Annotated in this window: 11 protein-coding genes; 2 read left to right on the top strand and 9 right to left on the bottom strand. The window is 45.2% G+C overall.

Going from position 1 to position 16016, the window contains the following annotated elements:
• Positions 1 to 68: 68 nt before the first annotated feature.
• The 5 genes from L1D60_RS12485 to znuA all read right to left on the bottom strand — a co-directional run bounded on the left by L1D60_RS12485 (position 69) and on the right by znuA (position 7877).
• Positions 69 to 299: a FeoC-like transcriptional regulator gene (locus tag L1D60_RS12485; protein ID WP_239841339.1), complete on the bottom strand. Its 231-nt coding sequence runs from the start codon at positions 297 to 299 to the stop codon at positions 69 to 71.
• A complete protein-coding gene (feoB, locus tag L1D60_RS12480; RefSeq protein WP_239841338.1) occupies positions 296 to 2569 on the bottom strand; it encodes a Fe(2+) transporter permease subunit FeoB in 2274 nt (757 codons plus the stop codon). Before feoB ends, L1D60_RS12485 begins: the two co-directional genes overlap by 4 nt.
• Positions 2566 to 2790 (bottom strand): FeoA family protein, encoded by a 225-nt coding sequence (locus L1D60_RS12475; protein WP_239841337.1) that lies wholly within the window; start codon positions 2788 to 2790, stop codon positions 2566 to 2568. Before L1D60_RS12475 ends, feoB begins: the two co-directional genes overlap by 4 nt.
• A 569-nt stretch (positions 2791 to 3359) precedes the next feature.
• Entirely contained in the window at positions 3360 to 6713 is a 3354-nt protein-coding gene (locus L1D60_RS12470; RefSeq protein WP_239841336.1) for a helix-turn-helix domain-containing protein, read from the bottom strand.
• Positions 6714 to 6989: 276 nt separating this feature from the next.
• Positions 6990 to 7877: a zinc ABC transporter substrate-binding protein ZnuA gene (gene znuA, locus L1D60_RS12465; RefSeq protein ID WP_239841335.1), complete on the bottom strand. Its 888-nt coding sequence runs from the start codon at positions 7875 to 7877 to the stop codon at positions 6990 to 6992.
• An 83-nt stretch (positions 7878 to 7960) separates the two neighbouring features.
• Here znuA and znuC point away from each other — a divergent pair, with 83 nt between their 5' ends.
• Together znuC and znuB are read left to right on the top strand one after the other, a co-directional pair.
• Positions 7961 to 8740 (top strand): zinc ABC transporter ATP-binding protein ZnuC, encoded by a 780-nt coding sequence (gene znuC / locus L1D60_RS12460; RefSeq protein WP_239841334.1) that lies wholly within the window; start codon positions 7961 to 7963, stop codon positions 8738 to 8740.
• The gene (znuB, locus tag L1D60_RS12455) at positions 8740 to 9525 is read left to right on the top strand and encodes a zinc ABC transporter permease subunit ZnuB (protein WP_239841333.1); all 786 of its coding nucleotides are present in this window, start codon (positions 8740 to 8742) and stop codon (positions 9523 to 9525) included. The genes znuC and znuB overlap by 1 nt, the downstream gene beginning before the upstream one ends.
• 114 nt (positions 9526 to 9639) lie before the next feature.
• Here the strand turns inward: znuB and sucD are convergent, their stop codons facing one another.
• From sucD to sucA, 4 genes are all read right to left on the bottom strand, one after another.
• A complete protein-coding gene (gene sucD, locus L1D60_RS12450; RefSeq protein WP_004737919.1) occupies positions 9640 to 10512 on the bottom strand; it encodes a succinate--CoA ligase subunit alpha in 873 nt (290 codons plus the stop codon).
• A complete protein-coding gene (gene sucC / locus L1D60_RS12445; protein WP_032551865.1) occupies positions 10512 to 11678 on the bottom strand; it encodes an ADP-forming succinate--CoA ligase subunit beta in 1167 nt (388 codons plus the stop codon). The genes sucD and sucC overlap by 1 nt, the downstream gene beginning before the upstream one ends.
• A gap of 225 nt (positions 11679 to 11903) precedes the next feature.
• On the bottom strand, positions 11904 to 13112 hold the full coding sequence (gene odhB, locus L1D60_RS12440) for a 2-oxoglutarate dehydrogenase complex dihydrolipoyllysine-residue succinyltransferase (RefSeq protein ID WP_032551864.1): 1209 nt from the start codon (positions 13110 to 13112) through the stop codon (positions 11904 to 11906).
• Between the two features lie 21 nt (positions 13113 to 13133).
• Positions 13134 to 15950 carry a 2-oxoglutarate dehydrogenase E1 component gene (gene sucA / locus L1D60_RS12435; RefSeq protein WP_239841332.1) on the bottom strand — a complete coding sequence of 939 codons (2817 nt, stop codon included), beginning with the start codon at positions 15948 to 15950 and terminating at the stop codon, positions 13134 to 13136.
• Between the last annotated feature and the right edge of the window lie 66 nt (positions 15951 to 16016).

The following is a 16016-nucleotide window of genomic DNA, read 5'->3' as shown; positions in this document are numbered from 1 at the left end:
TCAAAGATTCAATGTCAAAAAAAAACCGCAGCTACCAAGCTGCGGTTTTAGTTTTAAGCTCTATCGAACTACATCATCACATTAAGCGACAGACTGTCTTGCTGATTGATGGTGTAACGTATTCGAGTCGTGTGGCCATGTTGATTGGTATCCACAAGTCGACTTAGCTTACCCTTCCTAATCCAAACATTCAGCATCGCATCGACGCCGTCTTCACTCATGCCAAACTTTGCCGCTAACTCTTTACGAGCAGCTCCACCGTGTTCACAAATGTATTGATGCAGTTCTTTTAAAATCATGCGAATTGAGCCTCTATTGCACGCTGCTTTTTACCTAACTTTTTAAAGCCAATGTAGGTAAGAACGAAACCTGCCACAATCACAACCATCCAAACCGCACTGGTGACTGGGTGAGCAGCAAAGTTCGCCGCTTGATAATAGAAAGTCGCGCCAAAGTAACCCAACGCCATCGTCCAAACAGCGATAAAACGCGCATACATTTGACCAAACTCTCTTACGTAAGCACCCATTGCTGCAACACAAGGTGTGTAAAGCAGGATTAGAATAAGGTACGCAAACGCTGCATGGCTAGAAACGAACTTCTCTTTTAGGTTACCAAAGATAGATGTATCTACTTCTTGCTCTTCAGCCACAGCGCTTGAATCTGAAAGGTCACCGACTTCGATACCAAGAGGATCTGAATAGCTTAGACCTGCTAGGTTGTCCGGAATGGTCATTACCGCTTCATGCAAACTACCCGCTAGATCGAACTCCGCAGCTTCTTCCTCTGAAGGTGTGGTGTACAAGCTATTTAGCGTACCCACTACCGCTTCTTTAGCAAAGATACCGGTAATAATACCGACCGTCGCTGGCCAGTTTTCTTCTTGAATACCGATTGGTGCAAACACAGGCGTAACGACTTGAGCCGCTTTTGACAACACTGAGTTTTCGCTGTCTTCGTTACCAAATGAGCCATCAGTACCCAATGAGTTAAGGAAGCTCAGAATCGCTACCACCATAACGATGGTTTTACCTGCACCCAGAACGAAACGCTTCAGCTTCTGCCATGTCTTAAGCATTACGTTTTGCATAGTTGGCAATTCGTAATCTGGCATCTCCATCACTAGACTGTCACTGCTACCTGGATAAAGCGTATTCTTTAGGAATAGGCCAGTAAAGATAGATGCTACGATGCCTAGTAAGTACAGTGCAAACACGATGTTTTGACCCGCGCCAGGGAAAAAAGCCGCAGCGAACAACGCGTATACAGGTAGACGAGCACCACATGACATGAACGGAGCCATTGCTGCCGCTAACTTACGCTCACGCTCTTGGTCAAGCGTACGAGTCGCCATGATAGAAGGTACGTTACAACCGAAACCCAATACTAATGGAACAAAGGCTTTACCCGGCAGGCCAATTTTCTGCATTACTTTATCAAGTACGAACGCTGCACGAGCCATGTAACCTGAGCTTTCTAGAACAGCAAGGAACAAGTACAAACAAGCAATCACCGGAATAAAGGTCGCGACCGTTTGAATACCGCCACCAATGCCATCAGCTAAGATAGTCACCAGCCAAACTGGCAAATGATCATCCAATAAGTAGTGACCACCATCTACCAACAGTGCGCCAACGCCGATGTCAAAGAAGTCGATGAATGCGCTGCCGATGTTAATGGAGAACATAAACATCAGATACATCACAACAAAGAAGAACGGAATGCCGACCCACTTATTAAGAATGAGTTGGTCAGCTTTCTCGGTAAAGCTTCGGCTCAATTTACCCTCACTACGACGCACGCGCTTACACAATTCATGAAGCATGGTGTATTTTGCATCTGCAACCGCTAAATCGATATCAAATTGTGCAGCAGATCTTACGGCATCGATTTGTTGACGCTCGTTTGGCGCAAGGCTATTCAAAACTAGGTAATCATTTTCAAGGGCGCGAATAGCAAGTGCACGGTGTGAGACATCCGCGTCATCAAATTTCGATTCAACTTGTGGCAATAACGCTTCGAACGCTTCTTCATAATCAATAGCAATCGGCTCTAGGCTGACACCTTGAACCAATAATTTATGCAGCTTTTCTTTAAAACGAACAACTTGCGACTTATCGTTCGCAGAAAGGCTAAGTACCGGACAACCTAGTGCTTTCTCTAGTGCTTTTTGATCAACCACCTGACGCTCACGCTTAAGTACATCCATCTTGTTTAATACAACAATCATTGGACGACCCATCTCACGCAGCTGAAGTGTCATATATAAGCTGCGCTCTAAGCTGCTCGCATCGACCACATTGATGATCACATCTGCAGGGTGAGTCAGTACAGCACGAGAAGCGATCGACTCGTCGATGCTGTTTGCATCATTACCACTGTCTAGAGCGTAGATACCTGGAAGGTCTGTCAGCTTGAACTCATCACCTGCGTGACTGTACGTACCTGTTTTCTTCTCTACCGTAACACCAGCCCAGTTACCAACGTGCTGCTTTGCACCCGTCAGGGCGTTGAACAAGGTTGTTTTACCGCTGTTTGGGTTACCTACCGTCAATACTTGATAGTTCATAGACTCACCTCAATCTGCTGAGCGATATTCTGACGAATTGCAATAGAGACGCCTCTAACCTCAACTTGCAATGGATCTCCCATTGGTGCACGACGAATTAGAGTGACTTCGGTTTTAGGTAAAACCCCCATTACCATTAGTTTTTTTCTAACTTCGGGAGATAACCCAGTAAGGGAGACGACAATGGCCGCTTTGCCTTGCTCAAGCTGTGATAGGTTCATAAGCATCCAATAGAGATTGATAATGAGAAATATTGTTATTAAGAAGAATAATACACATATATAACCCTAATCTTACTGTGTGAAATCAATGTTTTCGAAAATAGATACTCGTAAATTTCGTCAAAACACGCTACGTCAATTCCGTTACTTTCAACACTCAACGAAAACTAGCGCATAAGTACAAACTGAAGGCGTTCAAATAAAATCAATTAAAAACAATGATTTATCAATATGTCGCATTTATTACATAACGATGGCGTTAATTTTATAAGGAAAATAAGTACCACGACGTATAGTTGATTCCAACGAAGAGAAACTCCTTCTCTTTAACTTTATTCCAGAGGTGATACAGCTTTCGTTGTATCACTCCGGCAGCAAGCGAAGGTGTCTTTGACACCCGTGGTATAGTCCCCCCGGCTATACCACGATATTTTTTTTCTTATCTCCCTCACTCATTCTCAACCACAAAATAACTTCTCGTTTCTCGTTTCTCGTTTCTCGTTTCTCGTTTCTCGCAAGCATAAAAAAGCCCCGAACAGAGTCGAGGCTAGATTGAAATGGATTACTACTTAGTCGTCAGAATTCTCAGCAAATTTAGACGGCGACATACCGAAGTGATGTTTAAACCTCTGGCTAAAGTATGATGGGTCATTGAAACCTGAGTTGAATGCAACATCAGATACCTTCTCGCCCGCCAGTAACCTTTCACACGCATGCTCTAACCGAACTTGATTCAAGTACTCTTTAAACGTCTTATCGTAAGCAGACTTGAAACGACGCTGTAGGCTGCGTTCGGACATATAAAGCAAACGAGCGGCAGACGCTGTGCCAAACTCCGCATCGGCATAGTGTCCTCCTACCAATAGAGCCACACGATTTTTCCATTCTTGCTCAGCACTCAATCTCTGCTCTTCTTGAGTGAGCACGGGATGTTTAATCGTCTCAATCTGCTCTAAGGTACTTTCTGTGATTTTCTGAATAGCTTGGTATTCGATTGGCCAAGAGAGCTGAACAACATTTTGCGAATCCGATATAAATGTCTTCAGCTCTCCCCCACTCTGATGAATAAGGAGTGGTAACTTCTCGATATTTAGATCTGTCGACTGAGCCAACCCAGCTTCCGGATCTGCCGCAGCCCATTTCGGGAATGGCATCCCAAAGTCGCGCAGTGTTACCACTAACTCTTGCTTGACCTCCTCAACGGAGACAAGCATTCGTTGAGACTTAAAGTTACGCTTAATGACACTCGCCACCAAACTATTAAAGACAATATCTAGGTTGAAGTAGTTCAGCGTTATATATCGCTGCTTAGTGTCTAGGTTTACCTCAAGCTCAATACCCGCTTTCGCAAGATCGTCTTTCCACGCCGTTAACACGGACTCAAGTACCAGCACCAAGTCGTAATGGGTGGTTTTACCTTTTTCATGACCTTGAGCAAGTTGTTCTAACCCTTGGCGCAATTCGACGATAGGTGATGCCTCATCACTTTCTTGCCAATTAGGGATAAGGGCCGCAGCGCGATTTACCTCTTCAACTAGCCCACCAGCCGTATGAGTGACCAGAACATTTTTAACCGCCAACTGCTTTTTAAGTTGTTGGTTGGTTGCTAATAGAATTCGGCTTTGATGACGTAACTGATCGGTTTTCAGTGCCACTTGAGCCTTAAGCTTACGGTTGGCAAAGGTGACAAAACGGGAACGCCAAAACACCAGTACCGTTACGAAACCTATTAACAAAACCATAAAGCTTGCGGCGGCCCAATTGCTCAGATACCAAGGTTCTAAAATGGTAAATGGCTGCTTAGTTGAGACAAAGCGATAATGGGAGTCTTTAACGGGCTTCACTTCGAGGACATAATCTCCCGGCAGAATATGCTCCAAAGCCAACAAGCCACCTTCAAATTCAATCCAAGGCTCATCCTCATTCAATCGATACTCCATCGCTTGAACAAAGCCAACAGGCAGAACCCCGAATTTGAAGCTCAACGAGGAGCCATAGGGTACTTCCAAAGAGTCTATATATTTTCCCCCCAACGCGACCGTGTTTTGATCGACGGTCACTTTACTGACCAACGCACGTCGTTGCGGGGTATCAGACACCAACAGCTCATTGGACATCGCGCCTACAAGCCCATATTTTGATCCCATTACAAGCACACCTGATTGCAATGGATCGGCCACAGATAGACCACAAGCTCCAGAAGCAAACTCATTAAGTATCAAACCAAATGGCGAACCAATATGCTTATTAAGAATGCCACTGAGCCCATAGAAACTGATCCCTTTCGATGAACCCAACCAAATTCCATGTTTATCACTGACTAAACAAACAGGGCTGATGTTATCTTCAACCAGTTCTACCTCTTCGATGTATTCACTTCCCTTGGCCATTCGGTAAACGCCATAGCTCCCTGCAAACCAGTGTGAGCCATCGCTCGCATGAGCAATATCGACAACTTTGCCAAACCTCAAGCTGTCTCGTTTAAAGCTAATCTTGCCATCTATTAACGAATAGTAACCATGGTCTGTACCAATGTAGAGCTCTCCTTGTTCGTCCACCGAAAGGTCTGTAATCTTCGCTGGTAAGTACTTACTGACTAGCCAATCCATGCCGTATGGTGTCGCTTTGTTCGAAGCCAGATCAAGCGAATAAAGGTTCTGTTCAGAGGTTAGCCAAAGCACCCCTTGTTTATTAAGTGCAAGGGTGTCGACTTGTCGTTGGCGTAAGTTTATAGGTAAGTTCAAAAAGGCGAGTTGATGGCTATATTGATCGATAGCGATCAAGCCTGTTGGCGTTGCAAGGTAAACCAAGCCTTGGTACGTCACGATATCACTTATTGGTTCCGAATAAATGCGCTTGGGAAGTTCGTCCGTATCCGTTTTGGCCACATAAAGACCTTCCGAGGTCGCCACCCAAAACTCTGACTCGTCTATGGCGAGTAGTTTATTGACCGAGAAGCGCACCGAGTGCATGCCTAACCCTGAGATGGAGGTTCTTTGGAAAGTACTGCTGTATAGCGAGAAATAGCGTATGCCATTATTTGTGGCTACCCACATACCACCAGCAGAGTCGTTCACTAATGAATATATCTTCTCACCTGGTAGCGAAAAATCTTGATTGTCTGATCGTTGAAAGCGCTGCACCTTATCCGTAACAAAGTTGTAGCTCATCAACCCATGTTCGGTTCCAATCCAATATTGGTCGGACGTTTCAGCTAAAGACAACACATGTGAGCCTGGCACTCGATTCACCACGTTCGGTGATGATAAGTTAATGATCACTAACCCATTACGAGTTCCAACAAGTAACTCACGTCGAGCATCAGAAAAATAGACCTTCTCAATGTAGAACTTGCCCGATGCTGTAATGTGTTCAAACTCTTGCTCTTCAGAACGATAAACCCCAGCAGACGTTGCAAGTACCCATTTGGAAAGCACCCGTTCAGCGTCATTGATTCGGATATCGCTGCGCTTGTTGTGACGATATAGCTTTAGTAAAGAATACGTTTCGAATTCACTGGTGAGTGTATTGTAGGTGTAGAAGTTATTTCTATCGGTCACCCAGATATAGTCACCCGATGCACCTATATTACGAATTTCTGAGCCTGGGCTTAGGCTAAATGCGAGAAAACTCTCGATACCTGGGACATGGCGATAGACCTCATTATCAAAGTAGGTCCAAAATTCATCGTTTAAAAAAGCGACTTCATCGGAAGAGAATTCGAGCAGGCTACCTTTTCTAGGTAATAGCGTTCCACCATCATAGAACATGACTTTGCCATGCACATCATGAATCCATAGACCTCCCCCTTCACCTAAGTAAAGATTTTTGGCCGCAAGAAAATTCCCTTGCCCTTGAACAGGTAAAGGGTAGAAAACCGATGACGCGCTACTCAGTGCGGAAACACTCAGCGAAAGACTCATTATGATGAGCAATCTAATGATCACTTGATACAAGGGTTTTTCCCAGAAACAGTAAATAAAACGCGACAGATATCATTCATTGAGTGGAGTAACCGTCAACGAGTTATTTTGTGATTATAATTATCTCGCCATTTTAGCGGAAATTACCCTAGGAAAAAGGTGGTTCGTAAAATTGAGGAAGGATTTATCTTGTGGATCACGAAAATGCCGCAAATATGCGGCATTATTCATAAATGTCTGATTGCTAAGTCTATAAAGATATAGAGTTTAAGCGTATTACTGGGCTGACAAACAGCTCGTGTAGCTATCAGTGAGTTGTTGTAGGAACTCAAAGTAGCTGCCTTTGTCCACTTCGATATCTGAGCCCACAGGGTCTAGCTGACCTTTCTTAGTTGAACTACCACGTACCACTGACTCAATAACCGCAGGGGTAAATTGAGGCTCAGAGAAAACACATTGAACATCTTGTTTCGCCAATGTCTTTTTAATCGATATCAGTGTCTTAGCACCTGGCTTACGTTCAGGGCTAACCGTAAAGTGACCTAGCTTATTAAGGCCAAATTCATCTTCATAGTAGCTGTATGCATCATGGAAAACGTAGTAACCCTTATCTTTTACTGGTGCAAGTTGCGCTTCAATTGAGCGCTTTTTGTCAGCCAGTTGTGATAGGAAAACCTCTAGATTCTTTTTGTATACGTCAGCATTTTGAGGGTCGACTTCCACAAGCTTGTTGCTGATGTAAGATGAAGCTACTTCTACTTGATCAATACCTAACCAAAAATGTGGGTCGTGACTACCGTGATCGTGGCCATCATGGTGGTGATCATGCGGATCTTCACCAAACTCTCTAAGATTGATATTTGGGATTTCACTGATCGTCACAAGGTTATCATTCGATTTAGCCACTTTCGTTAAGAAAGCCTCCAAATCTGGGCCGAACCAAATCAACATGTCTGCATTCTGAATCTTTTTCACATCAGAAGGTTTTAAAGCGTAGTCATGAGGAGACGCGTTACTGTTCATCACCACATCCGGTTCACTGACACCTTGCGTTAATTCAGTAACAATCATTTGAATAGGTTTAAAACTTGTTAGAATAGTACTGGCACTGGCAACGCTTGGGATTAACAATAAGCTTGTCAGTATAAAAGATGAACGTAACATATTACCTCGATAATAGAAAAGTAGCTTAGGCCTGCTGTAAATGTTACATTATAACATTAGCTAATTGCAAATGAGTTCTATTCATGGATAACTTAATCCAATTGGATTCCGTCAGTGTTGAATTCGACGGTAGAAAAGTTTTAGACAATATCTCTCTAAATATAGAGCGCGGCCAAATCACAACTCTAATAGGCCCAAATGGTGCGGGAAAATCTACACTCGTCAAAGTACTACTGGGGCTTCAGAACCGATACACTGGCACCATTACCAAAACAAAGAAACTAAAAATTGGCTATGTTCCTCAAAAGCTCAAGCTTAACGACTCTCTACCCCTCAATGTTGAGCGCTTTCTCAAACTGACCGGTAAATTCAGCAAGCAAGAGATTCTTGAATCATTAAAGCTGGTTGGTGCTGAACATCTGATTAAGAGCAACATGCATCAATTATCTGGTGGTGAGAACCAACGCGTACTCATTGCTCGTTCATTGCTACGCAGGCCAGACTTGCTGGTACTCGACGAGCCAGCACAAGGTGTTGACGTACAAGGTCAAATTGATCTTTACGAGCTTATCGACTCAATTCGCCACCGTTTCGGGTGTGCCGTCTTTATGGTCTCTCATGACTTACATCTGGTAATGGCGAAGACTGATGACGTAATTTGCCTGAACCACCATGTTTGTTGCTCTGGTGCACCTGCCGATATCAAGCACCACCCTTCTTACATTGCTCTGTTTGGCACAGCGGTGCAAGAGAGTTTGGCTTTCTATCACCATCAACACGACCATCACCATCACGACCTAGCAGGGCAACCCGTGTCCGGCGATGTCCATAACTGTACTAACCATAAACACGGACACCACTAATGCTTGAGTTCCTTTTACCTTCTATCCTTGCTGGATTAGGCATTGCTTTAATTGCCGGCCCACTCGGCTCCTTCGTCGTTTGGCGTAAAATGGCTTACTTTGGTGATACGCTTGCTCACGCGTCATTAATGGGACTGGCGCTTGGCTTCCTATTAGAGATTAATCTCTACTTAGCATTACTTATCTGCTGCTTAATGTTGGCTGTATTGCTGGTGACATTGCAAAAGCAGAAGCTGGTCGCGACCGATACGTTGCTGGGTATTCTGGCACACAGTGCGCTATCTCTTGGTTTAGTTGCAGTCAGCTTTCTCGACAATGTTCGTGTTGATCTAATGAGCTACCTGTTTGGTGACCTACTTGCGGTATCACCAACCGATCTTGTGTTCATTTATGCGGGTGCAGCTGCCGTAGCTCTGGTTTTGGCTATCTTCTGGCGTCCATTGTTATCCACAACAGTTAACGAAGATCTCGCGGCGGTAGATGGCATCAATATAGACCTGATGCGCCTAGTATTAATGCTGATGGTCGGTATTGTGATTGCCGTTGGTATGAAGTTTGTTGGTGCCCTAATTATGACATCGCTACTGATTATCCCTGCGGCGACAGCACGCAAATTTGCGCAGACTCCTGAGCAAATGGCTTTCATTGCTTCGGGTATTGGTTCACTAGCTGTGCTCGGTGGTTTAAGCCTATCTTGGTTCTACGACACCCCAGCGGGTCCTTCTGTGGTTATTACTGCAACCGCTATGTTTATGCTTTCGCAAATTGTGAAAAACCGCGCATAATCTCGTATCTCGTATCTCGTATCTCGTATCTTCAATAAATTACCTTAGATAACATACAAAAAAGGCTTGGTCATCGACCAAGCCTTTCTATTATCTACCGCTGTAAAGCGCTGATTACCAACCAGTAATCTCGCGTAGACCTTTACCGATGTCAGCAAGAGACTTAACCGTCTTAACGCCTGCTGCTTCTAGTGCTGCAAATTTGTCTTCGGCAGTACCTTTACCACCAGAGATAATTGCACCCGCGTGACCCATACGCTTACCTGGAGGAGCAGTAACACCTGCGATGTAAGAAACAACTGGCTTAGTTACGTTCTCTTTGATGAACGCCGCTGCTTCTTCTTCCGCTGTACCACCGATCTCACCAATCATTACGATTGCTTCTGTTTCAGGGTCTTCTTGGAACAGTTTTAGGATATCAATGAAGTTTGAACCTGGGATTGGGTCACCACCGATACCAACACACGTAGACTGACCGAAGCCTTCGTCTGTCGTTTGTTTAACTGCTTCGTAAGTAAGAGTACCTGAACGAGATACGATACCTACTTTACCTTTCTTGTGGATGTGACCAGGCATGATACCAATCTTACACTCGTCTGGAGTGATAAGACCTGGACAGTTAGGACCGATCATGCGAACGCCAGTTTCTTCTAGCTTCACTTTGACGTCGATCATATCCGTTGTTGGGATACCTTCAGTGATCGTAACGATCAGTTCGATACCTGCATCGATCGCTTCTAGAATTGCATCTTTACAGAAAGGTGCTGGTACGTAGATAACTGTTGCTGTTGCGCCAGTCACTTCTACTGCTTCGCGTACTGTGTTGAATACAGGAAGACCAAGGTGAGTTTGACCACCTTTACCAGGAGATACACCGCCAACCATTTGCGTACCGTATGCGATAGCTTGCTCTGAGTGGAATGTACCTTGACCGCCAGTGAAACCCTGACAGATTACTTTAGTGTCTTTGTTAATTAGTACAGACATTATTTCGCCTCCGCAGCAGCAACAACTTTCTGAGCAGCATCTGTTAGAGATTCAGCTGCAATGATATCAACATCAGAATTAGCAAGTACTTCACGACCTAGGTCTGCGTTTGTACCTTCTAGACGAACAACAACTGGTACTGTTACGCCTACTTCTTTAACCGCACCGATAATACCTTCAGCGATCATGTCACAACGTACGATGCCACCGAAAATGTTTACTAGTACTGCGCTAACATTGTCATCAGAAAGGATGATCTTGAATGCTTCAGCTACACGCTCTTTTGTCGCGCCGCCGCCTACATCAAGGAAGTTTGCTGGCTTGCCGCCGTGTAGGTTAACGATATCCATCGTACCCATTGCTAGACCTGCACCGTTAACCATACAGCCAACGTTACCGTCTAGTGCTACGTAGTTCAGTTCCCACTGTGCTGCGTGTGCTTCGCGCTCATCTTCTTGAGATGGATCGTGCATTTCACGTAGCTTAGGCTGACGGTACATCGCGTTCGAGTCGATGTTGATCTTACCGTCTAGACAAAGAAGGTTACCTTCGCCTGTGATTACAAGTGGGTTGATCTCTAGTAGAGCTAGGTCGTACTGAGAGAACATTTGGCCAAGACCCATAAAGATCTTAACGAATTGTTTGATTTGGTCGCCAACTAGACCAAGTTTGAACGCAAGTTCACGGCCTTGGTAAGCTTGAGGACCTACTAGAGGGTCAATCGCAGATTGGTGAATCAGCTCAGGAGTTTCTTCAGCGATTTTCTCAATGTCCACACCGCCTTCAGTAGACGCCATGAATACAATTTTACGAGTTGCACGGTCTACAACTGCGCCTAGGTAAAGTTCGTTAGCGATGTTAGACGCTTCTTCAACTAGGATTTTAGTTACAGGCTGACCATTTGCATCTGTTTGGTAAGTCACTAGGTTTTTACCTAGCCACTTTTGAGCAAACTCTTTAACGCCTTCTTTTGTGTCATGTAGTTCTACACCGCCCGCTTTACCGCGACCGCCTGCGTGCACTTGACACTTAACAACTTTCTTTTCAGTAGAGATACGACCCGCAGCTTCGAAAGCTTCTTGAGCTGTATCACATGCGAAACCTTCTGGTACAGGCAAACCGAATTCTGCAAACAGCTGTTTGGCTTGGTATTCATGCAAATTCATTTTGATATTCCGTTTATTTTCCCTTAAGGGATTATTATTTCCATAACGACACAGTTATCTGTGTTACGTCTGTAGGGTCTTCTCAAATCAGCCTAGATTATTCAGATAAACATTTCATATTTAACAAGTAATCTTTGGCTCAAGTGAAGGCCAGACGTCGAGCTAGCCTAGCCTTTGAAACTATTAACGTCTAGTTGTTGAGCCCAACTAGACGTTTTAGCGATATTAAACGTCTAATAGGAGACGTGCTGGATCTTCTAGTAGCTCTTTAATCGTTACTAGGAAGCCAACTGACTCACGGCCGTCGATTAGACGGTGGTCGTAAGATAGCGCTAGGTACATCATTGGTAGGATTTCAACCTTACCGTCAACCGCCATTGGACGTTCTTGGATCTTATGCATACCCAGGATAGCCGCTTGTGGTGGGTTGATGATTGGCGTTGACATCAGTGAACCAAATACGCCGCCGTTTGTGATAGTGAAGTTACCACCCATAAGCTCATCAACAGTTAGCTTGCCGTCACGGCCTTTGATCGCTAGCTCTTTGATGCCTTTTTCGATATCAGCGAAACCTAGCGTGTCACAGTCTTTAAGTACTGGAGTGACTAGACCACGTGGCGTAGATACCGCCATGCTGATGTCGAAGTAGTTGTGGTAAACGATATCATCACCGTCGATAGACGCGTTTACTTCTGGGTAACGCTTCAATGCTTCAGTTACCGCTTTCACGTAGAAAGACATAAAGCCTAGACGCGTGTCGTGACGCTTCTCGAACTGGTCTTTGTACTGCTTACGAAGGTCCATGATTGGCTTCATGTTCACTTCGTTGAAAGTTGTCAGCATGGCTGTGCTGTTCTTCGCTTCTAGTAGACGGTTAGCTACTGTCTTACGTAGGCGAGTCATAGGCACGCGTTTTTGGCTACGAGCTGCCGCTGGAGCTTCTACTGCTGCCGGAGCTTCTGCTTTAGGTGCAGATTTCGCTGCAGCAAGGTGCGCATCGATGTCTTCACGAGTAATGCGACCGCCAACACCAGTGCCTTTAACGTCAGCTGGTTGTAGGTTGTGCTCAGCTAGAAGACGACGAACCGCAGGGCTCAGCGCGTCGTTGCTCTCTTCAGAAAGCGTCGCTTTATGGCGCTTGTCTGGAGATGCTTCTGTGTCTTCCGTTGTATCAGTCGTTGGTTCACCCGCAACTGCGCCAGGCTTAAGCTTAGCGATAAGTTGCTTAGAAAGTACTGTTGCACCTTCTTCTTCGATGATTGCTTCTAGAACACCCGCTTCTGGAGCTGGTACTTCTAGAACCACTTTGTCTGTTTCAATGTCTACGATGACTTCATCGCGTTCAACCGCTTCACCCGGTTGTTTGTGCCAAGTTGCGACTGTTGCGTCAGCCACCGATTCAGGTAAATCTGGAACCAGAATTTCAATTGTCATATCTGTATTTTCCTTTTACTTCTAGTTCGAAAGTAGGGTCAGAGCGTCTTCAATTAACGCTTTTTGTTGTTTCAAGTGTACCGACATGTAGCCAACCGCAGGTGATGCTGAAGCAGGACGGCCTGCATATTTAAGATCAGCACCCGCTGGAATCGCAGCACGGAAATTATGTTGGCTGCTGTACCAAGCACCTTGGTTTTGTGGCTCTTCTTGACACCAAACGTAATCTTCAACATTTGTGTATTGTGCAATCGCAGCTTGAACTTCCTCAAGTGGGAATGGGTATAGCTGCTCGATACGCACAATAGCAACATCGTCTTGTTCGTTCTTGCGGCGCTGTTCTAATAGGTCGAAGTAAACTTTACCTGAACAGAACACTACGCGTTTCACGTTCTCTGGCTTGATGTCATCAATCTCAGCGATTGCTGGTTGGAATGTACCCTCTGCTAGATCTTCTAGTGAAGACGTACACAGTGGGTGACGCAGCAATGACTTAGGAGACATAACGATCAGAGGACGACGCATTGGACGTACAACCTGACGACGAATCATGTGGTAAACCTGAGCTGGTGTTGATGGAACAACAACCTGCATGTTTTGTTCAGCACATAGTTGTAGGTAACGCTCTAGACGTGCAGAAGAGTGCTCTGGGCCTTGACCTTCGTAACCGTGTGGAAGAAGCATTGTTAGACCACATAGACGTGCCCACTTTTGCTCACCAGACGAAATGAATTGGTCGATAACTACTTGAGCGCCATTCGCAAAATCACCAAACTGTGCTTCCCAAAGGGTTAAGCCGCTTGGCTCTGCAGTTGCGTAGCCATATTCAAATGCCAGAACTGCTTCTTCAGATAGTACTGAGTCAAATACTTGGAAAGGACCCTGCTTATCGTGAATGTTCGCAAGTGGAACATAAGTGCTCGCATCTGTTTGGTTATGTAGAACAGAGTGACGGTGGAAGAAAGTACCACGGCCTGAATCTTGGCCAGAAATACGGATACGCTTACCATCATCAACCAGAGTCGCATACGCAAGCGTCTCTGCCATACCCCAATCGACTTGTTTCTCACCATTAATCATGGCAATACGATCGTTGTACAGTTTGTTTACTCGGCTTTGTAGCTTATGGCTATCTGGGTATTGGCACAGCTTAGTACCCAGCTCTTTTAGACGCTCGATATCAACTTGGCTGTTCCAATCGATGTTCCAATCGTGACCAATGTATGGGCTCCAGTCGACAGAATGTAGTGCCATTGGGCGCCACTCTTTAACGACAACTTCACCATGGTCTAGAGCATCACGGTATTCGTTCACCAGCTGAGTTGCTGTGTCGATACCAAACTCACCGCGCTCCATTAGGATGTCAGCATATAGCTTACGTGGTGTTGGGTGCTTCTTGATTTTTTGGTACATCAGCGGTTGAGTTGCATTCGGCTCATCTGCTTCGTTGTGACCGTGGCGACGGTAACAAACAAGGTCGATAACAACATCGCGCTTGAACGTATTACGGTAATCCAGTGCCAGACGCGCAACGAAAGCTACGGCTTCTGGGTCATCTGCATTAACGTGGAAAATCGGTGCCTGTACCATCTTAGCGATATCAGTACAGTACATAGTAGAACGTGTGTCACGTGGGTTTGACGTTGTGAAGCCAACTTGGTTGTTAACAACAATACGAACCGTACCGCCAACGCAGAAGCCACGTGCTTGAGACATGTTGAATGTCTCTTGAACGACACCTTGACCTGCAATTGCAGAGTCACCGTGAATAGTGATAGGTAGTACGCTGCTGCCATCTTTATCGTCTAGACGATCTTGACGAGCACGAACTGAACCAATAACTACTGGGTTTACAATCTCAAGGTGAGACGGGTTAAATGCCAACGCTAGGTGAACATCGCCACCTGGAGTTGCGAAGTCAGCAGAGAAACCTTGGTGATATTTCACATCACCAGTACCCCAAGTTTCGTCGTGTTTGCCAGCAAACTCATCGAATAGGTCTTGTGGTTTCTTACCAAGTACGTTCACCAACATGTTCAAACGACCACGGTGAGCCATACCAATAACAACTTCACGCATACCTTGACCACCAGCATGACGAATGATTTCTTTCGTCATTGGAATCAAAGCATCACCACCCTCTAGAGAGAAACGCTTCGCGCCCGGGAATTTAGCACCAAGATAGCGCTCAAGACCTTCAGCAGCAGTTAGCTCTTCTAAGAAAGCTTGCTTCTCTTCTTTGTTGAATGATGGTTGACCAGAAACAGACTCTAGACGTTGTTGAATCCAACGTTTTTGTTCTGTGTTAGTCATGTGCATGTATTCTGCACCGATAGAACCACAATACGTTTGCTTCAAAGATTTGTAGAGATCTTTAAGAACCATCGTCTCTTGGCCAATCGCGTAAGAGCCGACGTTAAACGTCTCGTTGAGGTCTTCTTCGGTGAGAGTGTGGAAGGAAGGATCCAGTTCAGCGACTGTATCTCTTTTCCATAAACCTAGTGGATCTAGGTTTGCTGCTTGATGCCCACGGAATCTGTAAGCATTAATAAGTTGCAGAACCTTTACTTGTTTCGCATCGACATCTGGATCACTAACTTGGACACTGTAATGCTTTGTTTCTTGAGCGAGTCGTCGGAAGTATTCACGAACACGAGAGTGTGGTTGTTCCACCGCTTCAGAAGCTTGCACAGGCAACTCTTCAAAAACGCTTCTCCATTCGTCACTTACCAAGTCGGGGTCACTTAGATACAGTTCGTAGAGTTCCTCTACGTATGTTGCATTGGCGCCAGCCAAGTGTGAAGACTCGAGCCATGCCTTCATCACGCCGTTGTGCATATTTTCCCTTAACCAGTAGTTTTCACGTTTGCTGCGGTCTATGCCGAGCTATTAAAAGGCCGCCCA

The sequence above is a fragment of the Vibrio sp. Isolate30 genome (genome assembly GCF_022397975.1).
Lineage (GTDB): Bacteria > Pseudomonadota > Gammaproteobacteria > Enterobacterales > Vibrionaceae > Vibrio > Vibrio fortis.
The sequence above is the reverse complement of the archived record's forward strand: the minus strand, read 5'-3'. Positions and strand labels throughout refer to the sequence as shown.